This window comes from Aquimarina sp. KJ22-3, assembly GCF_055808215.1.
Map to the genome: position 1 here is coordinate 130324 of NZ_CM147859.1, position 24824 is coordinate 155147.

General features: G+C 31.8%; 26 protein-coding genes and 1 pseudogene. 26 read left to right on the forward strand and 1 reads right to left on the reverse strand.

Annotated features, from left to right (window positions below):
* Nucleotides 1–2: 2 nt before the first annotated feature.
* The 26 genes and pseudogenes from AC0L3Q_RS00475 (at nt 3) to purD (ending at nt 24401) form a co-directional block, all read left to right on the forward strand.
* Nucleotides 3–971 carry a hypothetical protein gene (locus AC0L3Q_RS00475; protein WP_473284140.1) on the forward strand — a complete coding sequence of 323 codons (969 nt, stop codon included), beginning with the start codon at nt 3–5 and terminating at the stop codon, nt 969–971.
* A 56-nt stretch (nt 972–1027) separates the two neighbouring features.
* Nucleotides 1028–1999, forward strand: a pseudogene (locus AC0L3Q_RS00480) (type I phosphomannose isomerase catalytic subunit).
* Between the two features lie 3 nt (nt 2000–2002).
* On the forward strand, nt 2003–3019 hold the full coding sequence (gene rfbB / locus AC0L3Q_RS00485) for a dTDP-glucose 4,6-dehydratase (RefSeq protein ID WP_473284141.1): 1017 nt from the start codon (nt 2003–2005) through the stop codon (nt 3017–3019).
* A complete protein-coding gene (gene rfbA / locus AC0L3Q_RS00490; RefSeq protein WP_473284143.1) occupies nt 3016–3879 on the forward strand; it encodes a glucose-1-phosphate thymidylyltransferase RfbA in 864 nt (287 codons plus the stop codon). The genes rfbB and rfbA overlap by 4 nt, the downstream gene beginning before the upstream one ends.
* The gene (gene rfbC, locus AC0L3Q_RS00495) at nt 3876–4427 is read left to right on the forward strand and encodes a dTDP-4-dehydrorhamnose 3,5-epimerase (protein WP_473284145.1); all 552 of its coding nucleotides are present in this window, start codon (nt 3876–3878) and stop codon (nt 4425–4427) included. Before rfbA ends, rfbC begins: the two co-directional genes overlap by 4 nt.
* Nucleotides 4417–5274 (forward strand): dTDP-4-dehydrorhamnose reductase, encoded by an 858-nt coding sequence (rfbD, locus tag AC0L3Q_RS00500; RefSeq protein WP_473284147.1) that lies wholly within the window; start codon nt 4417–4419, stop codon nt 5272–5274. The genes rfbC and rfbD overlap by 11 nt, the downstream gene beginning before the upstream one ends.
* Complete coding sequence (locus AC0L3Q_RS00505; protein WP_473284149.1) at nt 5275–6549, forward strand: nucleotide sugar dehydrogenase; 1275 nt, start codon at nt 5275–5277, stop codon at nt 6547–6549.
* A 17-nt stretch (nt 6550–6566) separates the two neighbouring features.
* Entirely contained in the window at nt 6567–7154 is a 588-nt protein-coding gene (locus AC0L3Q_RS00510) for an acyltransferase (RefSeq protein ID WP_473284151.1), read from the forward strand.
* A gap of 5 nt (nt 7155–7159) precedes the next feature.
* Complete coding sequence (locus AC0L3Q_RS00515) at nt 7160–8254, forward strand: DegT/DnrJ/EryC1/StrS family aminotransferase (RefSeq protein WP_473284152.1); 1095 nt, start codon at nt 7160–7162, stop codon at nt 8252–8254.
* Nucleotides 8251–9195: a Gfo/Idh/MocA family protein gene (locus tag AC0L3Q_RS00520; protein WP_473284154.1), complete on the forward strand. Its 945-nt coding sequence runs from the start codon at nt 8251–8253 to the stop codon at nt 9193–9195. Before AC0L3Q_RS00515 ends, AC0L3Q_RS00520 begins: the two co-directional genes overlap by 4 nt.
* 19 nt (nt 9196–9214) lie before the next feature.
* Nucleotides 9215–10282 carry a non-hydrolyzing UDP-N-acetylglucosamine 2-epimerase gene (gene wecB, locus AC0L3Q_RS00525; RefSeq protein ID WP_473284156.1) on the forward strand — a complete coding sequence of 356 codons (1068 nt, stop codon included), beginning with the start codon at nt 9215–9217 and terminating at the stop codon, nt 10280–10282.
* Nucleotides 10283–10633, forward strand: a complete 351-nt coding sequence (locus tag AC0L3Q_RS00530; protein WP_473284158.1) for a hypothetical protein — start codon at nt 10283–10285, stop codon at nt 10631–10633.
* Nucleotides 10624–10998, forward strand: coding sequence for a WecB/TagA/CpsF family glycosyltransferase (locus tag AC0L3Q_RS00535; RefSeq protein ID WP_473284160.1), 375 nt, complete (start codon nt 10624–10626; stop codon nt 10996–10998). The genes AC0L3Q_RS00530 and AC0L3Q_RS00535 overlap by 10 nt, the downstream gene beginning before the upstream one ends.
* Nucleotides 10999–11032: 34 nt before the next feature.
* On the forward strand, nt 11033–11494 hold the full coding sequence (locus AC0L3Q_RS00540) for a hypothetical protein (RefSeq protein ID WP_473284162.1): 462 nt from the start codon (nt 11033–11035) through the stop codon (nt 11492–11494).
* 145 nt (nt 11495–11639) lie between these two features.
* Nucleotides 11640–12596 (forward strand): hypothetical protein, encoded by a 957-nt coding sequence (locus AC0L3Q_RS00545; RefSeq protein WP_473284164.1) that lies wholly within the window; start codon nt 11640–11642, stop codon nt 12594–12596.
* Between the two features lie 265 nt (nt 12597–12861).
* Entirely contained in the window at nt 12862–14457 is a 1596-nt protein-coding gene (locus tag AC0L3Q_RS00550; RefSeq protein WP_473284165.1) for an asparagine synthetase B family protein, read from the forward strand.
* 32 nt (nt 14458–14489) lie between these two features.
* Complete coding sequence (locus AC0L3Q_RS00555) at nt 14490–14780, forward strand: hypothetical protein (RefSeq protein WP_473284167.1); 291 nt, start codon at nt 14490–14492, stop codon at nt 14778–14780.
* A gap of 128 nt (nt 14781–14908) precedes the next feature.
* On the forward strand, nt 14909–15559 hold the full coding sequence (locus AC0L3Q_RS00560) for a glycosyltransferase family 4 protein (RefSeq protein WP_473284169.1): 651 nt from the start codon (nt 14909–14911) through the stop codon (nt 15557–15559).
* A 59-nt stretch (nt 15560–15618) separates the two neighbouring features.
* The gene (locus tag AC0L3Q_RS00565; RefSeq protein ID WP_473284171.1) at nt 15619–16449 is read left to right on the forward strand and encodes an O-antigen ligase family protein; all 831 of its coding nucleotides are present in this window, start codon (nt 15619–15621) and stop codon (nt 16447–16449) included.
* A 5-nt stretch (nt 16450–16454) separates the two neighbouring features.
* Nucleotides 16455–16868, forward strand: coding sequence for an O-antigen ligase family protein (locus AC0L3Q_RS00570; RefSeq protein WP_473287026.1), 414 nt, complete (start codon nt 16455–16457; stop codon nt 16866–16868).
* 214 nt (nt 16869–17082) lie between these two features.
* A complete protein-coding gene (locus tag AC0L3Q_RS00575) occupies nt 17083–18126 on the forward strand; it encodes an O-antigen ligase family protein (protein WP_473284173.1) in 1044 nt (347 codons plus the stop codon).
* Between the two features lie 367 nt (nt 18127–18493).
* Entirely contained in the window at nt 18494–19396 is a 903-nt protein-coding gene (locus AC0L3Q_RS00580) for an MraY family glycosyltransferase (RefSeq protein WP_473287028.1), read from the forward strand.
* Complete coding sequence (locus tag AC0L3Q_RS00585; protein ID WP_473284175.1) at nt 19397–20707, forward strand: UDP-glucose dehydrogenase family protein; 1311 nt, start codon at nt 19397–19399, stop codon at nt 20705–20707.
* Nucleotides 20704–21675, forward strand: coding sequence for a UDP-glucuronic acid decarboxylase family protein (locus AC0L3Q_RS00590; protein ID WP_473284177.1), 972 nt, complete (start codon nt 20704–20706; stop codon nt 21673–21675). Before AC0L3Q_RS00585 ends, AC0L3Q_RS00590 begins: the two co-directional genes overlap by 4 nt.
* A gap of 299 nt (nt 21676–21974) precedes the next feature.
* Nucleotides 21975–23012: an O-antigen ligase family protein gene (locus AC0L3Q_RS00595; protein ID WP_473284179.1), complete on the forward strand. Its 1038-nt coding sequence runs from the start codon at nt 21975–21977 to the stop codon at nt 23010–23012.
* A gap of 117 nt (nt 23013–23129) precedes the next feature.
* Nucleotides 23130–24401, forward strand: a complete 1272-nt coding sequence (gene purD / locus AC0L3Q_RS00600; RefSeq protein ID WP_473284181.1) for a phosphoribosylamine--glycine ligase — start codon at nt 23130–23132, stop codon at nt 24399–24401.
* A gap of 78 nt (nt 24402–24479) precedes the next feature.
* Here the strand turns inward: purD and AC0L3Q_RS00605 are convergent, their stop codons facing one another.
* Nucleotides 24480–24710: a DUF6341 family protein gene (locus tag AC0L3Q_RS00605; RefSeq protein ID WP_473284183.1), complete on the reverse strand. Its 231-nt coding sequence runs from the start codon at nt 24708–24710 to the stop codon at nt 24480–24482.
* Nucleotides 24711–24824 lie beyond the last annotated feature (114 nt).

Sequence of the window (24824 nt, forward strand, 5' to 3'; positions counted from 1 at the left end):
AAATGAGTCAAGCAAATCAAAACGAAGAAATAGATTTAATGCAACTTTTTGCAATGATCAAAGAGTTTTTTAGAAAAGCATTAGGTTTATTAGTTGATGCAGTTTTATTCATTAAGAGAAAAATAGTCCTTTTTCTCATATTAGGATTGCTAGGTGGAGGGTTAGGCTATTTTATGGATCAATTCCAAGACAAAAAAAACAGTTTTGTTCAAGAAGTTATCATTGAACCCAAATATAGATCAGTAGAATATATTTACGATTTTGTTGAGGATCTGGAGGATAATTTCAAAGATGACAATTACGTTATGGATCTTGGTTTAGATCTGGAGTTGGTAGAAAATGTCAATAAAATTATCTTAAATCCTGTAGTTCGCCCAGAGGAAATATTGACCCGCTTACAGGACAAGGAATCGTTTACAGAAGATTATAATGAAGAATTACTTAAAGAAAGAAAGTATCGCAACTTTTATAAAGAGCATAAGCTTACGTTAATCTTCAAAAATGCAGATCCAGAAAACACGAAAATAGTGGAAGCAATTTTAAATCATTTAAAATCAAATGAGTATTTTAAAAAGATTGTTAGCCTAGAACTTGAACAGATCAAAAGTGAAATTGAACAAAATAAAAAAACATTAGTTTTTGTTAATGATTACCTAACTAACTTAAGCAATAATCCAAATAGTAATGAAGGTAAAATTGTATTTGCTTCCGAATCTGAAACTCCAACGATTGCATCATTGATAAAACGAAAAGAAGAGTTGTTATCTAAGATTCGGTCCCAAGAAAAATCCTTGGAATTAGACAATGAAATGTATACGGTAATAGAAGATACCGGGATTATTTCAAAACGAAACGAACTGGCAAAAAGAATGATGTTTCTTATTCCTTTGGTTTTTGTAGGAATAGCGATCGCCTTATACTTCATAAGTTTCTTGTTAAAATCTATAACTAATTTTGTAAACCAAGAATAAAGTCTTTATGTAATTACCCCTTTTATAAATGAAAGTAACTATATAAAACGATTATCATGTTATATCCACTAAAATTTTATCCGATCTTGAAAGATAAGATCTGGGGGAGATAAATTAAGGACAATTCTCAACAAACCAGATATTAATGGAAATATTGGAGAAAGTTGGGAGATTTCTACTGTTGGAGAGAATATTTCTATTGTGTCTAACGGCATTTTTGAGGGCGAAAAATTAACTAATCTAATAAAAAAACATAAAGGTAGTTTATTAGGAAATAAAGTGTATGAGTTGTTCGGTGATCAGTTTCCTTTATTGATCAAATTTATAGATGCACATGATGATCTATCGATTCAATTACATCCAGATGATCACTTAGCAAAAGAACGTCATAATTCTTTCGGAAAGACTGAAATGTGGTATGTAATTCAGGCAGATGATGACGCAAAATTAATTATAGACTTCAATAAGGCAACCAACCAAGAAGAATATCAACGGCATTTGAATGAGAACCGCCTGGTTGATTTGTTGAACATTGAACGGATTACAAAAGGAGATAGCTATATTATTACCGCTGGCATTATTCATGCTATTGGCAAAGGAACGATGATTGCAGAAATACAGCAGACCTCTGACATTACCTATCGGGTATATGATTGGGATCGAGTAGATGATCAAGGCAATAGAAGAGAATTGCATACAGAACTGGCATTGGATGCGCTTGCCTACGAGAATAAAAAAGTACAAGAATTAGATATCAAGAGGAGTCAAATCAATCCAACGAAATGATTTCTAATCAATACTTTACAACTAATTTTATTCATGTGGATAAATCTTTTGACAAAACGTATAATGATATAGACTCTTTTGTGGTTTTCCTGTGTGTAGAAGGACAAGGTAAGGTTGTTTCTGAGTATGGCGGGATCCCTTTAGGTATGGGAGAAACTGTGTTGATTCCTTCTGCAATCAAGAATATTCAATTAGAAAGTGATCACTCTGATATGAAGCTATTAGAAGTGTATATAAAATAGATTATGAAAAACATTTTAATTACAGGCGGAGCTGGGTTTGTAGGATCCAATTTTATTCCTTATTTCTTGAAGAAACACTCCGATTTTCATGTAATTAATATTGATAAACTTACTTATGCGGGAACGGTAGAAAATCTTACCGAAATTACAGAAGAAGAAAACTACACATTCATTAAAGGGGATATATGCGATAGAGCATTTATACAAAGTGTTTTTGAAAGGTATGATATCAAAGGAGTCATACATTTTGCCGCAGAATCCCATGTTGATAATTCGATAGTAAGTCCAGATGAGTTTATCAACACCAATGTTTTTGGTACGTTTGTTCTCCTGGATATAGCCAGGAACTACTGGATGGAATCCCCACACACATACAAAGACGATTACAGAGAATGTCGTTTTCACCATATTTCTACCGATGAGGTATATGGAAGTTTAGGCGAAACAGGACTTTTTAATGAATCTACACCTTATGCGCCTAACAGTCCATATAGCGCTTCCAAGGCTTCATCAGACTTTATCGTTAGAAGTTATTTCCATACCTATGGGATGAATGTTGTTACTACGAATTGCTCCAATAATTATGGTCCTAAACAACATGATGAAAAGTTGATTCCAACTATCATAAGAAATGCACTTATGGAGCATCCAATACCCATATATGGTGAAGGTAAAAATGTTAGAGATTGGCTATACGTGTTAGACCATTGTAAAGGTATCGAACTGGCTTTTTTTGATGGAAAAATTGGAGAAACGTATAATATTGGAGGTAAAAATGAAAGAAATAACTTATACATTGCCAACACAATATGTAAGGTACTTGATGAGTTAAGGCCTAGAAAGAATTCCGCATCTTATCAAGAACTAATTACATTTGTACAGGATCGTCCAGGACATGATTTTCGATATGCAATTGACGCGACCAAGATAGAAAGTAAATTGGGCTGGACAGCAGAAGAGAACTTTGAATCGGGGATTCAAAAAACAATAAGATGGTATATTAATAAGTATAGCAAATGAAAGGAATAGTACTAGCTGGAGGTTCTGGAACAAGATTGCATCCGCTTACACTAGCAGTTAGTAAGCAATTAATGCCAGTGTATGACAAACCGATGATATATTATCCGTTGTCTACATTGATGAGCGCTGGTATTCGAGAAATTTTGATCATTTCTACACCAGAAGATTTGCCCCTTTTTGAAAAACTATTGGGTAATGGAGCACAGTATGGATGCAGATTTGAATATGCTTCGCAAAAAGACCCTAATGGATTGGCCGAGGCATTTATCATTGGGGAAGACTTTATTGGTGTTGATAAAGTGGCTTTAATCTTAGGAGACAATATTTTTTATGGATCGGGCCTCGAAGATCTTTTGGAGAGCAATAATAACCCAGATGGAGGAATTATTTATGCTTATCATGTACAAGACCCAGAACGCTATGGAGTAGTAGAGTTTGACAAAAGTGGTCATGCAATTTCTATTGAAGAAAAACCAGAGCAACCAAAATCAAACTATGTGGTTCCAGGGATATATTTCTACGACAATGAGGTGGTAGAAATCGCAAAAGCAATTACGCCAAGCGCAAGAGGCGAATTAGAAATAACCGACGTTAATAATGCATATTTGGAAAAAGGAAAGCTAAAAGTGAGCATACTGGATAAAGGAACGGCATGGCTAGACACTGGTACGTTTCAATCGCTAATGCAAGCTTCACAATTTGTTCAAGTTATTGAGGAAAGACAGGGATTAAAAATAGGAGCAATAGAAGAAATGGCTTTTAAAAAAGGATTTATTTCCAAAGAACAACTACATAATTTAGCACAACCACTTATAAAAAGTGGATACGGCAAATATTTACTACAATTAGATCAAAGATGAATATAAAACCTACTTTTTTAGAAGGGTGTTTTATTGTCGAACCAAGAGTTTATAAGGATAATAGAGGTTATTTTTTCGAAAGTTTCAATCAGCAAGAATTTGTTCAGAAAACAGGAGTTGATATTGGTTTTATTCAAGATAATCAATCCTCTTCTACAAAAGGAGTGCTAAGAGGGCTTCATTTCCAAAAAGGAGATTTTGCGCAAGCCAAGTTGGTGCGAGTAATTAAAGGTGAAGCATTAGATGTGGTTGTAGACCTTAGAAAAGATTCAGAAACCTTTAAACAGTGGTTTTCGATATTATTAAATGAAAAAAATAATTATCAGTTGTATATCCCAAGAGGTTTTGCACATGGCTTTTTAACGTTAAGCGAAAGCTCAATTTTTTCATATAAATGTGATAACTATTATCATAAAGAATCAGAGTCGGGCATAAGATTTGATGATCCAGATCTTGGTATCGATTGGAAATGCGATAAAAGCAAAATTGTTTTATCTGATAAAGACAAAGAATTACCTTCTTTTAAGGAGCTATTAAATGAATTATAATTCAGAAAGAAAGAACATTTTAATAACAGGGTCCTCAAGCCAACTAGGGCAGTGTTTGTTGGCTATAAAAGATCAATACCCCGATTTCTATTTTGATTTTGCGACTTCTTCAGAACTCGATATTACAGACAAAAAACAAGTAAATCGTCGTTTTGATAAGTATTCTTACCAGGTAGTGATTAACTGTGCCGCCTACACCAATGTAGAACGTGCAGAAAAAGAATCAAAGAAAGCATTTATGGTAAATGCTATTGGTGTCAAAAATATAGCCGAAGCTTGTAAAAAAAATGATGCGACGTTGATTCATATTTCTACCGATTATGTTTTTGATGGAAAAAAAGAGACACCATATACCGAGGAGGACCTTCCTAATCCAATCAACGAATATGGAAAATCCAAGCTTGAAGGTGAAAAACAAATTCTGAAGATACTGGATAAATATTTTATCATTCGAACTTCATGGCTATATTCAAAGTACGGGCATAATTTTTTCAAAACCATCTTGAAAAAATCTAGAACAGAAAAGCAACTTACTATTACTGCATCAGAAACAGGAACCCCTACAAATGCTCATGATTTAGCCAAATTTATTCTTGAAATAGTGTCTTCAAATTCCTCAGATTACGGTCTTTATCATTACAGTAATCTCGGTGAAGCTACATGGTATGATTTTGCAGAAGAGATTTTAAGAGCTTCAGGAAAACTTAGTGAGATAAAACTAGAAAAAACAGATAATTACCCTACTTTTGCAGTCAGACCAAAATACAGTGTTTTGGATAGCCGAAGGGCAATAGATACATTTTCTATTTCTTTGCCTGAGTGGAAGAAAAGTTTAAAAAAACAATAAATGATTTCTGGTGATATAAAAAATAATAAAATTGCCATTATAGGTCTAGGTTATGTTGGATTACCCCTTGCAGTTGAGTTCGGGAAACATAACTTTGATATTATAGGTTATGATATTAATCCTTCTAGGATAGAAGATTTACGTAATGGAGTTGATTTCACAAACGAAGTATCTCAAGAAGAGCTTAATAAAGTGAACACCATCGATTATACGTCAAACGAAAAAGACCTTGCAAAAGCGCAAATATATATAGTAACCGTTCCTACTCCGATAGATGAGTTTAAGCAACCTGATCTATCACCACTTAGAGGAGCAAGCCAGTTGGTTGGAAAATATTTATCTAAAGGAGATATTGTAATTTATGAGTCAACAGTTTTTCCTGGGTGTACAGAGGAGGTTTGCGTTCCTGTACTGGAGGAATTTAGTGGACTAAAATATAATTCTGACTTCTTCTGTGGGTATTCCCCAGAAAGAATAAATCCAGGAGACAAAGTAAGACGGGTTCACAATATAATTAAAGTTACTTCTGGGAGTACTCCAGAAGTAGCAGAAACTGTGGATACGCTCTACAGCACCATCATTTCCGTAGGAACCCATAAAGCGTCATCTATTAAAGTTGCCGAAGCAGCTAAAATTATAGAAAACACACAAAGAGACTTAAACATTTCGTTTGTAAATGAGCTAGCCTTAATTTTTGATAGAATGGATATCGACACTCTTGAAGTGCTTGAAGCTGCCGGAACTAAATGGAATTTTTTACCATTCAGACCTGGCTTAGTAGGAGGGCATTGTATAGGAGTTGACCCTTTTTATTTGACTCATAAAGCTGAAAGTTTGGGGTATCACCCTCAAGTAATTCTTTCAGGAAGGAAGATAAATGATGAGATGGGAGTTCATATAGCCAATAAAATTGTTAAGCTGATGGTGAAAGAAGGACATCGGGTAAAAAACGCAAAAGCATTGGTTTTAGGAATTACTTTTAAGGAAAATTGCCCCGACATCAGGAACTCAAAAGTCATAGATGTTATCAATGAATTAAAAGAATTCGGAATGTCTGTTGACGTTTTTGATCCGCATGCTAATCCAGATGAGGTTCGTCACGAATACGGGATTGAATTAATTGGGAAACCTACAGGTAAGTACGATACCATAGTTCTGACAGTTGGACATGAAGAATTTATGAGTTTAGATATTTCTTCATTAGGAAACGATAACGCGGTTGTTTACGATGTTAAAAGTTTTCTTCCAAAAGAATTTGTTACAGATAGACTTTAGTAGTATAAAACTTATATATGGTTGATAAAGAATACTTTGCTCACGAAACCGCTGTTGTTGATAATAATTGTTCAATAGGTAAGGGCACTAAAATTTGGCATTTTTCTCACATCATGCCAGATTGTATTATTGGAGAATCCTGTAATATTGGTCAGAATGTGGTTGTTTCTCCAAATGTGAAGTTAGGGAGAAATGTTAAGGTTCAAAACAACGTTTCTATTTATACAGGAGTGATATGTGAAGACGATGTTTTTTTAGGTCCATCGATGGTTTTTACAAATGTAATTAATCCAAGAAGCGGAGTAAACAGGAGAGGACAATATGCTCAAACCAATGTAAAAAAAGGAGCATCTATTGGCGCAAATGCTACGATAATATGCGGAAATGATATCGGCGAGTATGCATTAATAGGAGCTGGAGCTGTGGTTACAAAGACTGTTAAACCGTATGCATTGATTGTAGGAAACCCTGCAAAACAAATTGGTTGGGTAAGCGAGTACGGACATCGTTTAAATTTTGATGACAATGGTAAAGCCGTTTGTCCTGAAAGTAACCAGGAATACGTTTTAGACACTATTAATCAATCTGTTGAAAGAACAAAATAATCTTAATGAAAATAGATTTTGCAAACTTAAAGAAGGCTTATCAGGAGCATAAAGATGCAATTGATTTGGCTATGGGTAAGGTCGTTACTTCTTCTAGTTTTATCATGGGACAAGAAGTCGGAGATTTAGAACAAGCCCTGCAAGATTTTACAGGGTCAAAATTTGCGATTACATGCTCGTCTGGGACTGATGCCCTTTTGTTGGCAATGATGGCTCTAGATATTCGACCGGGGGATGAGATAATCACATCTCCTTTTACGTTTATTGCAACTGCAGAAACAATTGCTTTTCTAGGTGCTACTCCAGTGTTTGTTGACGTGGATGAAACCACCTACAATATAAACGCGAGTTTAATTGAGGAAAAAATTACTTCAAAAACAAAGGCAATTATGCCTGTTTCCTTGTATGGTCAGATTTCTGATATGGATGCAATTAATCGTCTGGCAGAGAAGCATAAAATAACTGTAATAGAGGATGCTGCACAAAGCTTTGGTGCGACTTATAAAGGACAAAAGAGTTGTAACGTTTCGAAAATAGGATGTACCTCGTTTTTTCCTGCAAAACCTTTAGGGTGTTTTGGAGATGGAGGGGCGCTCTTTACAAATGATGAAAAACTAGCAACAAAAATAAAAAGTATAAGAGTACATGGTCAAACACAAAGATATATTCATAAATATATTGGAATGGGTGGCCGTCTAGATACACTGCAGGCAGCTGTATTATTAGAAAAACTTAAACATTACGACAACGATATTAGCAGGAGGCAAAAGGTAGCAAAGCAATATAACGAACTGCTTAACGAAACCATGAGTGTGCCTTTTATCGAGGAGCATAATACCTCGGTTTGGGCTCAATATTCTGTACGTATACAAAATAGAGATAAGATTCAGTCAAAACTAAAGGAAAAAGGCATTCCTACGGCAGTTCATTATCCAAAACCACTTCATCTTCAAGAGTGTTTCTCCTATTTAGGATACTCAGAGGGGGATTTTCCGGTTTCGGAGAAAGTATCTAAAGAAATTATGAGTTTGCCTATGAACCCTTATCTGACAGAAGAAGAAATAGAATATATTACAAAAGAACTTAAAGAATTAATATGAAGAATTTTGCACTAATAGGAGCTGCAGGTTATATAGCTCCAAGACATATGAAGGCAATAAGAGACACCAATAATAAACTTTTGGCCGCTTATGATAAAAATGATAGTGTAGGGATTATAGATTCTCACTTTCCAAAAGCTGATTTTTTTGTTGAATTCGAGAGGTTTGATCGACATATCGAAAAACTAAAATATGAGCAGGATTTATATCTTGATTATGTAAGTATATGTTCTCCCAATTATCTTCATGATGCGCATATTAGATTTGCACTTAGAAGTGGTGCAGATGCCATTTGTGAAAAACCTTTAGTTCTCAATCCCTGGAATGTAGATAAGCTGCAAAAAGTTGAAGAGAAAACAGGGAAAAAAGTATATAATATTCTTCAGTTGCGAGTTCATCCATCGATTATCGCACTAAAAGAAAAGGTCGAAAAAGCCAAAAAGGATACCAAATTTGAAGTGGATTTGACATATTTGACATCTAGAGGTAATTGGTATCATACTTCTTGGAAAGGAGATGTTAGTAAATCTGGTGGTATAGCAACGAATATTGGTGTACATTTTTATGATATGTTATCTTGGATTTTTGGAGATATTCAAGAAAATGTGGTTCATATTCATGAAGAGGACAGAGCGGCTGGATATCTTGAGTTTAAGAATGCAAGAGTACGATGGTTTTTATCTATTAATGCTAAATATTTGCCAGAGGAAATAAAAGAAAAATGTCAAACGACATTCAGATCAATTACTATAGATGGCGAAGAATTAGAATTTAGTGGAGGTTTTACAGATTTACATACTATGGTGTATAAAGATATCCTTGAAGGAAAGGGGTATGGTTTGGACGCTGCTAGAACCGCTATAAAAATTGTTCATTCTATTAGAAATACCACTCCGATTGGATTAAAAGGAGAGTACCATTCATTTTTGAAGAATCAATAAGGCCTATAAAATTATTTTTATGAAAATAGTAACTATTCTTGGAGCAAGACCGCAATTTATTAAAGCTTCTTCCTTAAGCAGGGAATTAAAAGAAAGGCCTGATTGCGAAGAGATTATTGTACATACTGGACAACATTTTGATAAGAATATGAGTAACATATTTTTTGAAGAAATGGAAACTCCTGAACCTAAATACAACTTGGATATTAATAGCCTGTCTCATGGAGCGATGACAGGTCGGATGCTAGAGGAAATTGAAAAAATACTATTAGACGAGAAACCAGATTGGGTAGTGGTCTATGGTGATACAAACTCTACCATTGCTGGAGCTTTGGCTGCAAAAAAACTTCATATCAAAGTAGCTCATATTGAAGCAGGCTTGCGTTCTTTTGATATGAAAATGCCAGAAGAAATAAACAGAATACTTACAGACCAAATTAGCGATATTCTTTTCTGTCCAACTACTACAGCGGTTAACAACTTGCAGAATGATGGATTTGATAAGAAAGATGCTATTATTTCCTTATCTGGTGATATCATGTATGACAGTGCATTGTTTTATAAAAATAAAATGAAATGTCCTGTTGGATTGGAAGAAGAACAATTTATTTTGGTTACTATACATAGGCAGGAAAACACAAATGACAAGCTGAGGTTGGGTAATATTATAGATTCTCTAAATGCATTGGTTAAGGACGGAAATAACATAGTGTGGCCGATACACCCTAGAACAAAAAAAATTATTGATAAACTTGGCTTGGAGATTAAATTTCAAACTATTGATCCAGTAGGATATCTAGAGATGCTATATCTATTAGACAAATGCAAATTAGTAATTACAGATAGTGGAGGGTTACAAAAGGAAGCCTATTTTTTCAACAAATACTGCTTGACCTTAAGAGATAGTACAGAATGGGTAGAGTTGATAGAAAATCAGGTAAATACATTAATTGATGTAACTTCCGATTCCTTAATTGACGATTTAACAATGTACTTGAATAAAAAAATTGATAACTCTACCCATTTATATGGGGAAGGTAATTCTTCAAAGATAATTGTTGATCAATTATTAGATAATGGTAGTTAAATGGAACAAAGAAAATTACAAGGCGGATGCCCCTGTTATGAGGTTATCTCTATAGAGAATGTAGAAAAATTTATTTTACAAAGGATCGAAACTGGAAATGGAGGTTATACAGCAGCAATTAATGCCTTAAAAATGGTTTCTTATTATGAAAATGGACAAACCAAAGAAGTAATTGATAGTGCAATGTTACAGACACCAGACGGTTTTGGTGCACAATTGGCATTTAAATTAAAGTATAAGAAAAAGATTATTAAGTTAGATCTTCCAGGATTAGCAATGGAGCTTTCAAAAAAACACCAGCTTCGATTATTTTTTTGGGAACTACAGAAGAAAATAACAAATTGGCGGTAGAAGAAGCCAGAAAAATATATCCTGGTATAAACATTGTAGGCCGGATGAACGGTTTTTTTGGAGGCAAAAAAGAAAAGGTGGAAGAAGCCCTTGAAAAGGTAAATCCTCAGATAGTCATGATATCTATGGGATCACCCAAACAAGAAATGTTAAGTGCTGAGTTGAACAAAAAATTTCCTGGTATTATTTTCGTTGGTAGTGGGGGTAGGATGGATATACTTGCAGGGACACTTAACAGAGCTCCTTCCTGGATGATAAATAATGGATTAGAATGGCTTTTTAGATTTTTACAAGAACCTAAAAGAATGTTTAAGGGACAAATTATAGGTGGATTCAAGTTTTTGAAACTTATTTTAAAAGGATAAAATTATATAATTTTATTATTAACAAATTAGTTAAATGAAAAAAATATTTCATCTCATTCTAGTATTAATTGTTTTTGGATGTAACAATAAAGATTCAATACGAGAAAATCTTAAAAATGGATTATCAAAATATAAGAAGTTAAGAAACATAAATGAAAGTTTTATTGGAGGATATACTGTTAAAAAAATAGCCTTTTTCGAAAAAGAAAAAGATAGCCTTAAATTTGTATTAATGCTTAATAATGATATCTCTAAGGAGGTGGTTGAAAAATATAGTTTAGGCCTTCACTTGTATGTTAATAAGCAGTATTTACCAGAAGATAAAGAGTTCTTGATATGGGATTCTAAGCCGGTGTTACAGGAAGTACAGAAGTATAAATATATAGTAAAAAAATTTAATAAACCAATTAGAAGGATAGATAGCCTATCCTTTTTTTATACTATAGAGGTGGTTTTAAAGGAACCATTGGAAAAGGAGTTAAAGTCAGAAATATAGGATTATAAATAGTCTCTAATCTCATAGAAATTGTCAAACATTATTCAAAAACAATATGAAAAGAATAAAAACTATGTTTTTTATGGTTTTTCCATTTTGTTTGGAAGAGGACTAGAATATCTGACTTTTTTTTCTTGCCTACGAAATGTCCCAAATTCAATTTGGGCAATTTGAATATTATAAAAAACTTATAGAATTAGGATCGGTAGTTATTTCTTTTGGAACAACAAGTCTTATTATTACTTATACTAGAAGTAAAGCAAGTAAAACAAGTTTTTATATTTTCAGTATGATCTTGTCTACTTTGATTACTATATTGGCAGCTCCTCTATTAATTTACTTTGACTTGCTAATTCTTATTATTCCTCTGATATTTTTTTCACAATTTCATCATGCAAATTCTATTACGCAAGCATTCAATTTGGTAGGCTTTGGGAGTAATAGAAGTTCTAAGTATAAGATGATATTGGCTAGTATATTTTCATTGTTAATTATAGTAAGTTATTATAGTTTTGAAGATAAGCCAAAAGCTTTAATATATGCGACATATCCATTATATGCTATTGGGCTTATTTGTTTTATATATTACCTTACTAAGATAATTTTAGAAAATAAAAATGAAATTAAAAGATTTTCTAGACTATTTGTTAGGCAGATCGGAAACACCTTTACTTTAATAATAAGCAATTTTGCCAACATTGCATTTCTATTAACGGATATCATGGTAATTAAATATCTATCGAGCAGTGAAGAGGGTTCTTTAAAGGAAATCGCAATATATAGTTTTTCACTAACAATCGCTAATATACTCATTATTGTTCCAACAACAGTTCTAAATGTTGATGTTGAAAAGTTCAAGTATTCGATACAATCATTTCAAGGAGCTAAAAAGAAAATAAGGCAAATTAATTATTATATTATTCCGTCACTATTCCTGTTTTATATTTTATTAGTTTCATTTGTGTATAAAGATTACAAGAGTTCTATATTCGTATTTATACTCATTTTAATTTCTAAGATTTTCCAAATATTTACAATGCCTTATGGCACTTTTATTGGGATTAAAAAAATACATCCAAAATTTCTACATCAATGTTATTAGTTTAATTGTAAACATTGGTTTTAGCTTATTTTTGTATGAATATTATAATCTTATTGGTGTTGCTTTGGGAAGTATATTGTCTTTAACAATTAGATATACAATTACTAAAACATATTACAAAAAAATAATTAATGGCAGGAATTAGTGGATTTTTCGGAGATTTTTCCAAACAGATAGATCTAAATAGTTTTTTTCAAACTGCAATGACAAAAACTGTATTTCTGAAGAAAAGAAAATTGATAAGGGTAAATTAGGGCGAGTAGTGTTGGATAAATTAAATAATGACAGGTTTTTTTCTGAAATTGACGATTTATTTATTTGCTTTGAGGGAATTAATTATACCAAAACAATTAGAACAAGAGAGAACTTTCGGAAATATTATAAGGCAGAAGGAATTTCCTTTATCAAAAAAATTGATGGAATTTTTTCAGGTTTCCTTTATGATAGAGATTTAAATAAAATTTTTGTTTTTTCTGATAATCTAGCTACAAAAAGCATATTTTATTTCTTTAACAAAGAATTAGGATTTGTTTTTGCTTCGGAACTTCAAGTTATTTCTAAGTTTTTAAGAGAACAAGGGATAAAATATGATATTAATACTGATGCTGCCTATATGATGGCCTTATATGGTTTTGTGTTAGGGAATAACACTTATATTAAAGATGTTTTTAGATTATCTTATTCTTCTATAATTGAATATGATATTAATTCTAATACACTTACAACATATCAATATCATGAATATAAAAGAGATAAAAAAGACATTTCTTATAAATCAGCATTACAAGGCATAGATGATTTGATTAAATTATCAATATATAACGAATGGCAGAAGGATAAAGATTATCAAAAAAATCATATTTCACTTCTAAGTGGTGGTATGGATGCGAGAACTAATCTTTTGATAGCAAAAAATCTGGGTTTTGAAGATGTTACAACACTTACCTTTGGACAATCCACTTCAAAAGACATTAAATACGCAAGAGAGATTTCTTTATCTAACGGATTTGACCATTTAGAAAGACTTATTGATAACCCTAATTACTTAATAGAAGATGTATCTAATAATTTTGTAAAGAATACTGATGGACTGATCATGTATCATACTTCTGCACAATTGTCGTCTTCCCTTAGAAAAATAGATTTTTCGGGCTACGAGACTATCCACTCTGGACAAATAGGTGATTTACTTTTCGGTTCGTTTACTTCTGAAAACTATGACTTTTTTAAAAATAAACAAAGCATAGGTTATACGGGATTTGTTAAAAACCCTGAAATACTGCATAAAATTGAATCACTTCCTATGATATTATCTATGTATCAAGAACGAGGACTTGAATTGTTTACGTATGAACAAAGAGTTATGAATGCAACGCTTATGGGGGATAAATCAATTAACAACATCATAGATCACGTTTCGCCCTTCTACAATAAGGAACTCATAGAATACTGTATGGCACTACCTAATAGATATAAAAAACATCAAATAATTTATTTTGATTGGTTAAAAAAATATCATAAAAGTGTTATCAATTACAAATGGGATAAAATTGACATGAAACCTAATAATAAATACAAAATTACTTGGGGACATGAATTTAAAAGATATCATAATGGAGCAAAAAAGTATTTTGGATTAAACTATGACAGTATGAATCCTTTTGCCAAATGGTTTAAGGAAAATCCTAAATATTTAAACTATTTGGATAAAGTATTAGAACGTCAAATAAACGCAAGTTACATTTCTGAAGAGTTGAAAATTGATCTTAAGAAAATATATGAGAATAATATTTTTGAATACAGGAATAAATTTGCCGTCGTAACTTTATTATTAGCGTTAAAGTTGCATTTTGAAAAATAACTTGGTTGCAGATTGGAATAGATAATGAGTTTATGAAAAAAATATTTATAATATCTAATATGTTCCCTTCCGAGGAATATCCTGGTTTTGGAATTTTTGTTAAGAACTTTATAAATGTATTAAATGTGGAAAGTTTTACAACTAATAAGGTTGTAATAACAAAACAAGATTCATTTTTAGGAAAGTTTTTTGCTTATATTAAGTTGTACATAAAAATATTATGGATTGGATTGACTTCTAAGAAAGGTGATGTTATTTATGTTCATTTTCCATTATATTTTGCACCCGTACTTTTAATTCTGTTGTATTTTAAAAAAATTTAATATTAAATTTTCATGGTAGTGATGCTATTTTCGATACACGAATAAAAAAAGTACTATTTCAAATTTTAAAACCTGTTGTAAATAATTCAAAAATTGTAGTACCATCTGAATATTATAAAAAACTGATAATGGAAAAGTTTGAAGTGGTTGGTGGAAAAATTCTAGTCTACCCTTCTGGCGGAGTCGATAAAAACTTATTTTTTCCAATTAACACAGAAAAACAAGTTTTCACTTTGGGATTTATATCTAATTTTGTAGAGGAAAAAGGTTGGAAAATTCTGTTAGAAGCGCTCAAAATATTAAATGAAAAAGACACAAAAATTGAATTTGAGGCACTTTTTGTTGGTTCTGGGCCTGATAAAGAGAGAATAATGAATATGATTGATCAATTTGATCTTACGAATAGGGTTTTTATACATAAATCAGTACCTCAAAATAAGTTATGTGAAATATATAATAGTTTTGATTTATTTATCTTCCCGACTTTTCGTGAAAGTTTAGGATTGGTTGGTATTGAAGCTATGATGTGCGGTATACCAGTTGTTGCAAGTAGGGTGGGAGGTCCTACTGGATATGTTAAAGATGGATGTAACGGATTTTTATTTCAAGTTAGAAACCCTGTACAGTTAGCTAATAAAATACTAAAGTATTGGGATTTAAACTACGATCAAAAACAAACAATGAAATTCAATTGCCTAAGAACAGCAATGAAATATGAAAATCAATCTGTCAAGAGAAAACTCATAGATTTTTTGAATCAAGCTTCAGTTTTACAATAAACTATTATTTTTACATCTAAAAAGAATCATCAAATAAGTAAATTTGTTAAGTCTATCATATGCTTAGATTGTTAAAAATTGATAATTGGATTATCTCTTTTTTATTTTTAATATTAATCATTGATATGTTTAATGGAATACTTCTGCACAATGAGATTAAATTACCAATATCGGTTAGCCAAGTAAATAAACTATTTGTTATAGTGCTATTACTAGGAAGAATTTCGCTGCGAACAACTAAACTTTTAATTGTATTAAGTATATTCAGTTTTCTTTTTTTGCCATCATTATATCAGTTTATAAAACAAAATAGCATAGTGTTTTTTTTGTTTGATTTTATATACATAACCAAGTATTTATTGTCTTTTTTTTCATTTTTATTTTTTGCGGAGGTTTTTAAAAGCAATCGTATTTCTAGTCATGTTTTAACCTTTAAGCTAGTTAAATTCTCTTATCTCATATTGATCGTCAATATTTTTATAAAATATGTGGGATTGGGATATCCTATGTACGAATATGGGGATATTGGATCTAAGGGTTTTTTTTACGCGGGTAACGAATTGTCTGTAGTACTAATAATTCTTAGCTCCATAATTGCTTATGATTTATGGAATAAGAAAAAAGTAAAGAAGTATTTTATTTTTTTGATAATTAATGTTTTGGCAGGCTTAGGTTTAAGTTCTAAAGTCGGTATATTAGGAATCTTTTTGGTTTTCTTTTTGATTCCGATCAAACCACCCACAACAAAAATTAATCTTAAAAAGTTAAAAATTATTTTAATATCAATTTTTGTAATACTTCCTGTAGTACTTTTGGTTTCCTGGAAAATTATAAAAAACTCAAATTTATTTAATAGGCTAACTTTTTTTGGGAAGAACTTGATTTACTAACATTTATACTTTCAAGTAGAAATAAATTTGCTGAAAAAGTTTTTAATGTATATAAGGAAGACTATGATTTACTGGAAAAAATAATTGGAGTAGGCCAAAGCAGATATGAACAATTAAATTCGGGAAAAACCATAGAAATTGACTTTTTAGATATTTTTTTTACTTATGGTTTTATTGGATTGTTTTTCTTTTTTACATTAGTATTGTTTATTTTATTTCAAGCTATGACATTCAAGAAGGTAAAAGATAAATATCCTTATGGAAGTTTTGTTTTTTTGATGTCATTAATTATTATCGGAATATCCTCGATTGCAGGGCATGTATTCAACTCGGGTATGGCAGGGGTATTTTTAGGACTCTTGTTTGCACTTATGTATTTAAAAAATTATAATGAAAAAGGAACAACTTTTAAACAATAGTGCTTTTTTGTTTGCTTTTGTTTTACCCTTGTCTACCAGTATTGGTAACATTACTCTTGGAGTATTCCTATTACTTATTCTCTTGACAGTAAATTACAAACAATTAAATATAAAAAAAGCTTGATTGGTGTTAAATATTCTACAGCTATTTTTTTTGCAATGTTTTTTTGGGGGTTTATAGTAGCTGGCGATATTGGGGATGGTATTAATCAGTTTGGAAAAAAGATTTTTTTTAGTAGTCCCTTTAATAGTTTCTTTTATAAATAAAGAAAAATTGCATAAAGTTAGAAATTATGGAATGAGAGGTTTGGTTTATGGCTGTGTAGTAAGTGCTTTAATTTTAATTTTGCATAATTTCTATACATATTATTTAACAAGACCTATTTTTTCCATAGATCGAGATTTATTTAATTTTTATCATACTGGCTATAGCTTTACAAAAATATTAAAATTTCATCCGAGTTATATAGGTATGTATTTTGTATTAGGATTGGTATGGTTATTAATTACCTTTAATAAGAAAAGAACATTAATCAAGAAAGCACAAATAATAATGGTAATTTTGATTATCACAACAGCAATCCTATTTTTAAACGCAAGAATCATTTATGGTTTTACTTTATTAGCTTTTTTAATATTTTTTGTGAAACAAATATCTGTTTTATACCAGAAAAATAAGGTAATATCATTTGCTGTTTTTACTTTGCTTATTATGATCTTTATTTCTGGGATATTGAAATTAAAAAACACTTATATTTCGACTAGGGTATTTGAGGAGTTAAAATGGGATTTGTCTGATCAGGTTGGAACCAATTATAACTATAGTAAAGTAGGAGACTCTCGTTTATCTAGGTGGAAATGTGCGATAGAAGTAATTAATAGAAAACCAATTATTGGCTATGGATTAAATTCTGAAAAAAATGAATTATTAAAAGAATATGAAATTAACAATATGAAAACCTCTATTGTTAATAGATATGATGCTCATAATCAAATTCTTTCTTCTTTGCTTCAGTTTGGTATATTAGGATTAATTATTGTTTTCTTTTTTACCTCTAATATTTATTTGGCGATTACTTCCAAAAATATATTATACTTATCCTTTATTTTAATGATACTTGGGATATGTTTAATAGAAAATTATCTAAACAGAAATGCTGGTATAATCTTTGTATCGTTTTTTCATTCTATTTTACTAAATACTTTTTTTAAAAAGCATATGGAGTCGATTTTAATTAAGAATAATTCAATGAAGTAGGCTAAAAGAAATGTCTAGATGAAGCTAATTGTTATTTATGATCTAAATGTTTTTTAGCAGTTCCCTTTTATATTTATTACTTTTGAACAAAACTTAAAATTCAGTAAGATTTGCCGCTGTATCATCCAATTCTTTTTTTCTTAGGTGCTTATTTACTTACATATTTTACCATTCCTAAAATTATGGGTTTGGTGGAGTATAAAAATTTGATGGATAATCCAAACCATAGAAGCTCACACGTGAAAAAAACGCCAACCTTGGCAGGTATTTCCTTTTTTTATACACTAATATTTGCACTGTTTTTTTTAAAGGAATGGGGATCACACGATGAAGCAATTTTTTTATTCCAGGTCTTACAATTTTATTTATTGTAGGTCTTAAAGATGATCTAGTCGTATTATCTCCTTACACAAAGCTTGCTGCACAAATAATGGCAATCGCATTTATTTTAAGTAATGAAAGCTTTATGATCCACTCATTAAATGGATTTTTAGGAATTTACGAGATCCCTTCATATTTATATTATTTAGTGGGAGGTTTTTTAATGCTAACCATTATCAATGCCTATAATTTGATTGATGGAATAGATGGTCTAGCAGCTATTGTGGGAATTGTTATTTTGATCATTTACACTACAATATTTTATATTACCAAAGAGTTTTTTTATGTATTGCTTTGTCTTGTACTTAATGGATGTTTGGTTGCTTTTTTAAGTTTTAATTTATCCTCTAGTAAAAAGATATTTATGGGGGATACAGGATCTCTTATCGTTGGGTTTATTATTAGCATTCTTACACTAAAATTTTTAGCTCTTTCTCCAGAGAAATATGACAGCTTACCTTTTTTGTTAGAAAATGTCCCATTAATAGCAATCAGTATCCTGATTGTTCCTTTGTTTGATACTGCTCGTGTTTTTACGATAAGGCTAGCGAATAAGAAAAGCCCATTTTCGCCAGATAGAAATCACACGCATCATATTTTAATTGATTACTTTAAAATATCTCATCAGCAAGCAAGTTTTATTATTGGAGGGTTTAATCTAATCTTTGTAATAATGATTGTTATTCTAGGAAGCTCTTCTTATAATTTCTATTTAGTAATGACTTTAATTGTTACGGTGGTTGTTTTGGGATATCTTTTTTATAGATTTGATTATAGTTTTGCAAACATTAAAAGGAAGATTCTTTTCCGTAGAAAAGTGGATAAGATAAAAGAGGAAGTGAAAAAAGGAGGAGAAAAACTAATACAAAAAAAGAAGCAAAAAAGTTAAATGAAAATATCCGTTATAGGAACAGGTTATGTAGGCTTGGTAACAGGTGCCTGTTTGTCCGAAACAGGAAACGAAGTAGTTTGTGTAGATATTGATGCAAAGAAGGTTGAAGACATGAGGAAGGGTATTGTACCCATTTATGAACCTCATTTGGATGTGATTTTTGAAAGAAATATTAAAGCCGAAAGACTAAAATTTACAACTTCTCTTGAAGAAGGTATGGAGCATGGTGAAATAGTGTTCTTAGCCCTGCCTACTCCCGAAGACGAAGATGGTTCTGCAGATTTGTCTTACGTCATAAATGTAGCAGAACAAATAGGCACTTTAATTAATAAGTACACCGTAATCGTTGATAAAAGTACAGTCCCTGTCGGTACCTCCGAAAAGGTCAGAAAGATAATTGCCAATAATGCTAAACATGAGTTTGATGTAGTATCCAATCCTGAGTTTTTACGTGAAGGTTTTGCAGTAGATGATTTTCTAAAACCAGAAAGGATTGTGGTAGGATCAAGCTCTGAAAGAGCTATCGAAGTAATGAAAAAACTATATAAACCTTTTGTTAGATCAGGAAATCCAATTATTATCATGGATGAAAAATCTGCTGAACTCACAAAATATGCTGCCAATGCCTTTTTGGCTACTAAGATTACATTCATGAATGAAATCGCCAACTATTGTGAAAAAGTGGGTGCAGATGTGGATAAGGTTCGAATCGGACTTGGAACTGATTCAAGGATAGGAAAGCGATTTTTGTTTCCAGGAATTGGTTATGGTGGTTCATGCTTTCCGAAAGATGTAAAAGCACTTCATAAAGCAGGTAGTGAATTAGATTACGATTTCAAAATACTAGAAGCTGTCCTAAAGGTTAACAAAGAACAAAAGCGAATTTTACTACCTAAAATTGAAGCCTTTTTTGAAGGAGATTTAAAGAACAAAACAATAGCTATATGGGGGTTAGCTTTTAAACCTGAAACAGACGATATTCGTGAGGCACCAGCCTTGGATTTGATAGATGAATTGTTGGATTTAGGAGCTAAAATTCAAGCTTTTGACCCAGAAGCTATGGATAATGTATCCAAAAAGTATGGAAATAAAATCCGGTTCACAGAGTCAATGTATCAAGTGTTAGAAGGAGTCGATGCATTAGTTATTTGCACAGAGTGGAGTATCTTTAGAACACCGGATTTTGAGAAGATAAAAGAAAATGTAAAACATAAAGTCATTTTTGACGGAAGAAACTTATATGATTTACAAGATATCGAAAGAGAAGGAATTTCCTATTTTTCGATAGGAAGAAAAGATATTCAATGAAAAGAGTTCTAATTACAGGAGCCGCTGGTTTTTTGGGATCGCATTTATGCGACAGATTTGTTAATGAAGGATTTCATGTCATTGGAATGGATAATTTGATCACTGGAGACCTAAAAAACATAGAACATCTTTTTAAATTAGAAAATTTTGAGTTTTATCATCACGACGTGACTAAGTTTGTTCACGTACCAGGAGAGTTAGATTATATTCTTCATTTTGCTTCTCCAGCAAGCCCCATAGACTATCTCAAGATCCCAATTCAAACGTTAAAAGTAGGATCGTTAGGAACTCATAATTTACTTGGTTTGGCAAAAGAAAAGAAAGCTCGAATTTTGATAGCCTCTACTAGTGAAGTCTACGGAGATCCTTTGGTCCATCCACAAAATGAAGATTATTATGGTAATGTAAATACCATAGGTCCAAGAGGCGTGTATGATGAAGCCAAGCGTTTTCAAGAATCTATTACCATGGCATATCATACCTATCACGGGTTAGAAACAAGAATTGTTCGTATATTTAATACTTATGGCCCAAGAATGCGTTTAAATGATGGAAGAGTAGTGCCAGCATTTATCGGCCAATCGTTAAGAGGTGAGGATTTAACAATTTTTGGAGACGGTTTGCAAACAAGATCATTTTGTTATGTTGATGATCAAGTAGAAGGAATTTATAGACTGCTATTTAGTGATTACGTTTTTCCTGTTAATATTGGGAACCCAGATGAAATAACAATAAAAGAGTTTGCAGAAGAAATAATTAAATTAACCGAAACAGACCAAAAAGTAATTTATAAATCATTACCAATTAACGATCCTCTTCAAAGGCAACCTGATATTACCAAAGCTAAAGAAATATTAAATTGGGAGCCAAAAGTAGATCGTCAAGAAGGGATGAAAAAAACATTAAAATATTTTAAAAGCCTTCCCGAAGAAGAGCTTAGTAAAAGTGAACATCGGGATTTTACATAATTCACTCTAATAAATAAAGAACTTCTTTTAAAATTGGCCAAAACACGATAAGACCTAATGATACCCAAATTTATCAACATGTTTTACCGAGATGAAGATGATTTGATTGTAACCATCTTTTGGAACAGCTTGTATTTTGCCTTTTTTCTATTACCATTGGGCATCAATTTACCCACTCCATTTTTCGTTGTTTCTATCGTATTAGGCTTGATTAATATATTTCGAACGAATAGAAACTTTTTTCAGATAATAAACCATTGTGGCTTTTTCCCTTCTATTTCATAATAATTTCTGTAAGTATGATTTATACAGAAAACCTTCAGGATGGGGTGAATTTGCTTCAAAGGTCTTTATCTCTATTATTTTTTCCAATCATTTTTTTGTTCGTAAAAGAAGACGCTTCATCGGTAAGAAAACTATTTGACTTTTTACTTCTAGGAATACTCGCTTCCTTTGTCATCAATTTTGGTATTGGATTACATGATATTTTGGGATATGTTGAGCGAACCGGATTTTTCTTTGAGGCTTCATTTGAAGGGTTTTCTAGCTTCTTGGATGCTATTATAAAAGGGTGGAGTTATTTTATCAGAACAGATTTCTCAAAATTGATTAATTCCAATTATGTTTCCTTATATATACTATTAGTACTTAGTTATTATTTGAAAAATAGACTGCAATCCAGAATCCAGTTAATCATTGTTTTTATACTATTTCTCTATTTGTTTTTGCTTGCGTCTATCGCAGCGTATCTTATCCTTTTGATCATGTGTCTTTTATTGATATTTAATATATCAGATAAGAGCAAAAGGTATACGATGTCTATGCTGTTTTTTTTAGGGGTAATCGTGTTTTTAAATAACCCAAGGGTGTTTAGTTTTTACAAAAATGTTACAGGCATTTCTGAAGATTTTGGAATTACCACTACTACAGTTGAAAAATCAAGATTACTAACCTGGAATGCGAGTTTACAGTTAATAAAAGAAGCTCCAATTTTTGGATATGGAATTGGAGATACCAACGATGTGTTGACACAGAAATACAAGGAACTTAACTATTTTCATAATTATGAGAACAAGTACAATGCGCATAATCAGTTTCTGCAAACTTTTTTACAAACAGGGATAATAGGTTTTGGTGTATTGATTACCATATTTGTGCTACTGGCAATTCGAATGTGGCGAAGCAAAAATGAGTTCTCGGTTTTTTTAATCCTTTTTATTTCGTTGTTTTTTGAGTCGATGTTGGTACGATTCAACGGAATCGTATTCTTCTCAATTATTATTCCTTTATTACTTAAAAAGAGAAGTATTTTGAGTAGTAGAATTATTCGAAACTAACTGTTTTTCTGCGAACAAAAGAGATCACTATTAAATCCATAAAATTGATGGTAAATAATTAGTTCGAAAAGCGGTAATACCCTATTTTTGAAGCTTTAAAATTTAAGCTACCTAATCATGAATATCTTAATACTTGGATCCGGAGGGAGAGAACATACCTTTGCTTATAAAATTGCAAAGAGTGAAAGATGTAGCCGTCTTTTTGTTGCTCCCGGGAATGCCGGTACCGATTCAATTGCAACTAATGTCCCTATTGCTGTAACCGATTTCGAAGGTATAAAGGAGTTAGTGCTCAAAGAGGAAATTACAATGGTTGTGGTAGGTCCAGAAGACCCTTTGGTTCGCGGTATAAGTGATTTCTTTGCCCAAGATTCTGAATTGGCCAATGTTGTAGTTATTGGACCTTCAAAAGAAGGGGCTAGATTAGAAGGAAGTAAAGAGTATGCCAAAGAATTTTTATTTAGACATGATATCCCAACAGCGGCATATCAGAGTTTTACTGCAGCTACAGTAGACGAAGGGAAAAAGTTTCTGGAAACCCTGACTCCTCCATATGTGTTAAAAGCAGATGGTTTGGCAGCAGGAAAAGGAGTATTGATTCTTAAAGATCTTGAAGAAGCCAAATCAGAACTCGACAATATGCTGACCAATCAAAAATTTGGAGCAGCCAGTCAGACGGTTGTGATCGAGGAATTTTTAGACGGGATAGAACTTAGTGTTTTTGTACTTACCGATGGGAAGAACTATGTTACCCTGCCTACGGCCAAAGATTACAAACGTATTGGTGAAGGAGATACAGGGTTAAATACCGGAGGAATGGGTGCAATCTCTCCAGTACCTTTTGCAGACGAGGAGTTTATGGGCAAAATAGAAGAACAAATCATCAAGCCTACGGTACAAGGGCTTTCTAAAGAAAATATCGATTACAAAGGATTTATTTTTATTGGCCTAATCAAAGTAGGAGATGATCCAAAAGTTATAGAATACAATGTGCGCATGGGAGACCCTGAGACAGAAGTAGTCCTTCCAAGATTACAAACCGATTTGGTAGAATTGCTCTCTCACGTGGGAGCGGGGTCTTTAGATCAGATCGATCTGCAAATTGACGATAGAAGCGCAACCACGGTAATGACTGTTTCTGGTGGATATCCACAGGCTTATGAAAAAGGAAAAGAGATTACAGGAATAGAAAATATAGATGATTCAATCGTTTTTCATGCTGGAACCAAAATTGAAAATGGTAAAGTAGTAACTAATGGAGGTAGAGTAATTGCTATTACCTCTTTTGATAATGATTTCAAACAAGCCTTGAAGAAATCTTACTCAAGTATAGAGAAACTACACTTTGATAAAATGTATTATAGAAAAGATCTTGGGTTCGATCTATAAAGAATCCTTAATAGCACTGAATAAGAAAAGCGCTTGTTACTACAAGCGCTTTTCTTATGTATATCGATTAAAATATCTTTAGTTCAAGAAAGAGTGAGCCGTAGGGTCTCTGTTTTCTTCATTGTTGTCATTAAATTTTTTCAGTTCTTTCATCCAGTAGAAAAAAGCGACAAATCCAATTAGCATGAACAACCAGTTTATAATATTAGCAGCAGTCCAACTTTCCAATTCAAGGGCTCTTAAAGCATCAAGTGGTGCAAATAATACATTGACAAAAAGAGATTCAATAGCTTCAAAAAATTCTTTCATAACGTGTTTTATATAGGCTTTATAAAAAGTAAAAAGTAACGAACTGAAAACTTTTTATAAATTCGTTCAACTTTATTAAAAATAATTAGTTTCTTATTCCTGGCAAAAATATAA